This is a genomic window from Candidatus Cloacimonadota bacterium, from assembly GCA_011372345.1.
GTDB lineage: Bacteria > Cloacimonadota > Cloacimonadia > Cloacimonadales > TCS61 > DRTC01.
In genome coordinates this window covers 1-5,123 of the sequence record DRTC01000596.1, presented here as the reverse complement: position 1 = coordinate 5,123, position 5,123 = coordinate 1, and the positions used below count along the sequence as shown (strand labels likewise).

Sequence of the window (5,123 nt, the reverse complement as noted above, 5' to 3'; positions counted from 1 at the left end):
TGCCTGATCCGCGGATCTCCGGCTTTGTTCAAACTATCATAATAAAAATATGCAATAATTAGACTAATAATGGAAAATACGACCATTATGAGAATTAATTTTTTACTGCTTGATCTTATATTAAAAATTTCTTTGAGCATAGATTATAATCCTGAAAGAAAAAAATCAGGCATAACACCTGATTTTTTTCTATATTGTTTTTTAATCTGTATCTATTTAAGAATGAACTTTCTCAACCAGGAATTTCCTGATTTCTAAAGGAGTTTCTTCGGTAAGTTTCGAGACAATAATATTCGTCAGGATTGCCAGAGGAGCTCCGATCCAGGCAAAATACCAGGCTCCCAGCCAATACGAAACAAACGAATGGAAAGGCAGTGTTGCTCCGGCTTTTCCAGCCACAAAATAAGTGAGAGAAATTGCCGTTATGAAAAGACCTACAGCCAATCCGGAAATTGCTCCTTTTTTATTTGAACCGCTCCACCATATTCCTAATAAGAACAATGGAAAGATCGTGCAGCCTGCGAGTGAAAACGCTAAAGCAACAAGTTGTCCGATCAATGCTAATTTTAACATCGCCAGGAACATCACGATTATAGCCATCAACACAGTTGCAAATCGAGCCATTCTCAGTTGAGTTTTCGGGTCTGCTTTCGGATTGATCACTTTGAAATACAGATCATGCGAGAAAGCCGAAGAACCAGCAACTAATAATCCCGAAACAGTTGAAAACGCTGCTGAAACTCCACCTGCTGCGAGAAGTCCGACGATCAAAGGATTAATATCTCCAAGTTGAGCCGTATAGACAACGATCGCATCTTTGGCTAAAACTCCGATTTCAGGATCAGCAGAAAGGATCTTTCCAAATGCCGAAAATACAGGAGCACTCCAATAAAGAATGCAAATAAAAAATAATCCCCAGACAACCGACCATCTTGCATCTCGCGCTTTGGGAACAACATAAAATCTCTGGATAACATGCGGCAGTCCGGCTGTTCCGATCATCAGCGAGAAAGTTATTGCTATCCACTGAAAGAAAGTTTTTCCTGTAGCCGGATCCCAGGGCATAGCATATTCCGGACTCGGTAAAATGGCAAAGTCATGTCCGAACGAGTTTACCAGATTTGTTGTTTCCGGAGCAGGAATTCCCTGCACAATATCCGTTACAACTGCTCCATAACCGATTTCAGGAACAATCCAGAAATAATCGAATTTATATGTTAAGATAAAAAGTGGGATCAGAAATGAGATGATAATGATCACATACTGGATCTGCATATTTTTTGTCACACCGAGCATTCCGGAAATCAAAGTATATGTAAGAACCACAGAACTTCCAATAATGACAGCCCACATATAATCGATTCCCATTACCCATTTGAACATCAGACCGATACCTCCGAATTGACCCACACAATACGAAATTGAGATCAATATTGCCACAACAGCAGAAGTCGCTCTCAAACCAGTCGAATAATATCTGTCACCGATAAAATCAGGAGCAGTATATTTACCGTATTTCCTGATCTGACCTGCCATTAAGATCAATAACAGAACATATCCGCCGGTCCAACCAACAACGAAAGCCAGTCCGTGATAACCTGATCCATACATCAAGGCTGCCATTCCCAGGAAAGAGGCAGCGCTCATCCAATTAGAGGCAATTGCCATTCCCGAACCAACTCGTGAAACACCTCTTCCCGCTGCATAATAATCAGTGGTGTCTTTTGCCCGAAAGAATAATCCAACTAAAACAAAAAGAACCAGGATTGAGATTAAAATGATCGCCGGTCCAACCTTGAAACTACCTTCCAAAGCAGTGGCATTGGATGCAAATAAAAAAGTAGCTAAAAGTAATAATAATAAAGATATTGAAATTTTTTTCATTTGTTTCTCCTTTTAGCTTTTTTCATTAGTGCCGAGTTTTGTATGGACCCTATCGATCAGGAAGCAGTAAATCCAGCATAAAGCAACGAACATAACCAGTAAAAATATTGCTGTGTAGAAATAATGAAATGGGAATCCCAAAAAATTCGTATCTGTCAAAACCGATCGATTGTGAATAAGATATAATTTCATAATATTCGGTAATTTTTCTTTGTTCTCTGGTTGGAACACTTCCATTTCCGCTGCTGAAATAACAAGCGGCAACAATTTTGCTTTCAGACTATACGGTTTCAGATTCAGTAAAGGTGCAATCCTATCGATGATATTTGCTTTTGCTTGTAAATATTCATTGTCTTGTAATGATCGAATATTTTCCTTTTTCTTTTCGAAATCTGCAATCTCCTTCCTGAATATTTCCTTTCCCTCTTCAGGTATCAGATCATAAACCGTTGAACTGACAGCATTGATCAATACTGTTCTATTACCAGGATCAGAAATCAATACGGATTTCCCCAGAACCGATAGTACGGAATTCGCAAAATCGACCTTTTCCTCTTGTGTTGCCATTCCGAGTTCGACATTTTTCCAAACTTTCTCGAAAGTTTTCAGGGAACTTTCAGGAACAGGTTTTTGCATAACTCGCAGCAAAATTTGGAAGCCAAAAATTGCTACCGCCCAGATGATCACTAACAAAACAACTAAATTTCTGTTTGTTCTCGAGAGAGCAGTTGTGGGTTTGAAAAAACTTATCCTGTAGTCATTTTTCTTTTCCACTTGTTTCTCCTTATTTTTTTTTGAAATCATTATTATCTCGTTCCCAAACTCCTGTTTGGGAATGAATTGTTCTAAAAAACTCCGTTTTGGTTTTATATATTTTCGATTATAGGATTTATATTTTATTTTGAAACAGAGTTTCTTATGCCAGTATGGTCCCAAACAGGAGTTTGGGAACAAGAGCAATACATGTATTCTGACACGGAGTTTCTCAACCGATTGTGTTCCCAAACAGGAGTTTGGGAACAAGGATTAAGTCAAACCTGTTTATTTCTTGTCTCGGAACAAGTTCCGAACTACAATCCATACATCTCGATAATTTCTTGTTTAGATTTTCCGAGAATATCATATTTTTTCCCAACTTTGATGAAGGCTTCGAGTGCTTTATCCAGATGATGGATTTCATGACCTGCAGAAATTTGGGTTCTAATTCTTGCTTTTCCATTCGGAACAACCGGGAAGAAGAAACCGATCGCATAAATGCCTTCTTCATAAAGATCTTTGGAAAAATCCTGTGAAAGTTTCGCATTGAAAAGCATTACCGGAACAATTGGTGTATCTCCGGGTTGCAAGACGAAACCTGCTTCGGTCAGACCTTTCCGCCAATATTCCGTGTTGGATTCCAATTTATCTCTGCGTTCAGTGCTTTTCGAAAGAATATCTAATACTTTTAAAACTCCCGCAACAATAACCGGCGCCATTGTATTTGAGAAAAGATATGGACGGGCTTTCTGACGGCACATTTCCACCAGTTCTTTTCTGCCGGAAACACAACCTCCGGATGCACCGCCGAGAGCTTTTCCAAATGTTGTTGTGATAATATCTATCTTGCCGAAAACTCCGCAATGCTCGTGAGTTCCGCGACCTGTTTTACCGATAAAACCTGTTGAATGTGAATCATCGACAAAAAGCATGGCATCATATTTTTCACAGAGATCTACCATTTCATCAAGTTTTGCCGTATCTCCATCCATACTGAAAACTCCGTCTGTGATCACGACTTTCAATCTTTTATCAGCATGAAGCTGCAGTTTCTTTTCGAGGTGTTTCATATTGGAATGTTTGAAAGTATCGTGCATCGCACTGCAAAGACGGATCCCATCGATGATCGAAGCATGAACGAGACGATCGGAAATCATCACATCTTCATCTGTCAGAATTGCTTCAAAAACTCCGGCATTTGCATCCATACAACTCGGGAAAAGGATCGTGTCTTCCGTTCCCAGAAATTCAGTAACTTTTTTCTCCAGTTCGTTGTGAATATCTTGAGTTCCGCAAATAAAACGCACGGACGACATTCCGTAACCGCGAGTATCCAGACCTTCGTGTGCAGCTTTCACAACATCCGGATGACTGGAAAGTCCGAGATAGTTGTTCGCACACATATTGATCACTTTTTTCAAAGATGAACCGGTTGGAAATTCCACTTCGATATCAGCAGCTTGCGCAGAATGAATGAATCTTTCCTGCTTGAAAATCCCGGCATCGTGGATTCCCTTTAATTGCTCCTGATACATTTCTCTAATTTTGTTATTAAATGACATATTTTTTCTCCTTTATTTCCCATCGGGACGATGGGGCTACTGTATCACCATTGTCTCAATGGTTTTTGAATCCCATCGGGATGATGGGGCTACAATTCTAACCTGTAAATTCCTTAACTAATTCTACGATCTTATTAACGGTATCAAAAGCTTCAGGTGAGGCTTTTTCATCCGGGATCGAGATTTTATACTTGTTTTCCAAAAACCTCTTCAGCGATACCATCGAGAACGAATCAACGATTCCTCCTGAAATAAGCGGGGTGTCATAAGTTAATTCCTCATCCTCATCTTCGAGATATTCCTCGATCACATACTCCAAGATTACTTCTTTAATGTCTTCCATTTTTTTCTCCTTTTATTTTTTAACAACTAACAAATACTAACAATTTGTATCCCAATCAATCCGTCAGTAGCCGGATACTGTCCTGATTGTGTAATGTAACTCATTGCTCTGCATTGAGAATCGATCCGTAAAACAAGATGCCGATCTTGTTATCTGCTCAATTTGGCAAATTGAGTTACTTTCTCAAACAAGATTGTTTGAGTTACAAAATATAAATCTCTTATAATGTATTATAAACAAGAACTCCATTCGACTGAATCTCCTCCAGAAAACCGGAAATATCATTATCCTTTTCAAAAAGAACCGGTTCTATTCTCAAATCGATTTTTCTTCTCAATTGAAAAAGTTTCGTTGTTTGTTCCAAATAGTCTTCTCCAATTTTTTTCACAACCACAGCAACATCTATATCACTTTCTTCTTTGGCAGTACCTTTGGCATACGATCCAAAAAGGTAAATCTGCTTCACTGGATAATTTTGCTTTACCAATTCACTGAATTGCTGTACAATTTTTATAACTTTTCTTTGATCCATTGGCAAAATTCCTTTGTGGTTTTCATAATTTCTTTACATTTTCGGG

General features: G+C 38.7%; 5 protein-coding genes. All 5 read right to left on the bottom strand.

Translation table 11 applies throughout. The features are described 5' to 3' along the window. Positions 1 to 216: 216 nt before the first annotated feature. Positions 217 to 1,884, bottom strand: coding sequence for a cation acetate symporter (locus ENL20_11395; protein HHE39157.1), 1,668 nt, complete (start codon positions 1,882 to 1,884; stop codon positions 217 to 219). 12 nt (positions 1,885 to 1,896) lie between these two features. Continuing rightward, positions 1,897 to 2,688, bottom strand: a complete 792-nt coding sequence (locus ENL20_11390; protein ID HHE39156.1) for a DUF4212 domain-containing protein — start codon at positions 2,686 to 2,688, stop codon at positions 1,897 to 1,899. 266 nt (positions 2,689 to 2,954) lie between these two features. After that, a complete protein-coding gene (gene kbl / locus ENL20_11385; protein ID HHE39155.1) occupies positions 2,955 to 4,202 on the bottom strand; it encodes a glycine C-acetyltransferase in 1,248 nt (415 codons plus the stop codon). A gap of 97 nt (positions 4,203 to 4,299) precedes the next feature. Next, positions 4,300 to 4,545: an acyl carrier protein gene (locus ENL20_11380; protein HHE39154.1), complete on the bottom strand. Its 246-nt coding sequence runs from the start codon at positions 4,543 to 4,545 to the stop codon at positions 4,300 to 4,302. A gap of 220 nt (positions 4,546 to 4,765) precedes the next feature. Then, the gene (locus ENL20_11375; GenBank protein HHE39153.1) at positions 4,766 to 5,077 is read right to left on the bottom strand and encodes a nucleotidyltransferase domain-containing protein; all 312 of its coding nucleotides are present in this window, start codon (positions 5,075 to 5,077) and stop codon (positions 4,766 to 4,768) included. Positions 5,078 to 5,123: the final 46 nt, after the last annotated feature.

Bases quoted from the DNA above. Each gene is read 5' to 3' on its own strand.
- ENL20_11395 (HHE39157.1), bottom strand. From the start codon at position 1,884: ATGAAAAAAATTTCAATATCTTTATTATTATTACTTTTAGCTACTTTT.
- ENL20_11390 (HHE39156.1), bottom strand. From the start codon at position 2,688: ATGATTTCAAAAAAAAATAAGGAGAAACAAGTGGAAAAGAAAAATGAC.
- kbl (HHE39155.1), bottom strand. From the start codon at position 4,202: ATGTCATTTAATAACAAAATTAGAGAAATGTATCAGGAGCAATTAAAG.
- ENL20_11380 (HHE39154.1), bottom strand. From the start codon at position 4,545: ATGGAAGACATTAAAGAAGTAATCTTGGAGTATGTGATCGAGGAATAT.
- ENL20_11375 (HHE39153.1), bottom strand. From the start codon at position 5,077: ATGGATCAAAGAAAAGTTATAAAAATTGTACAGCAATTCAGTGAATTG.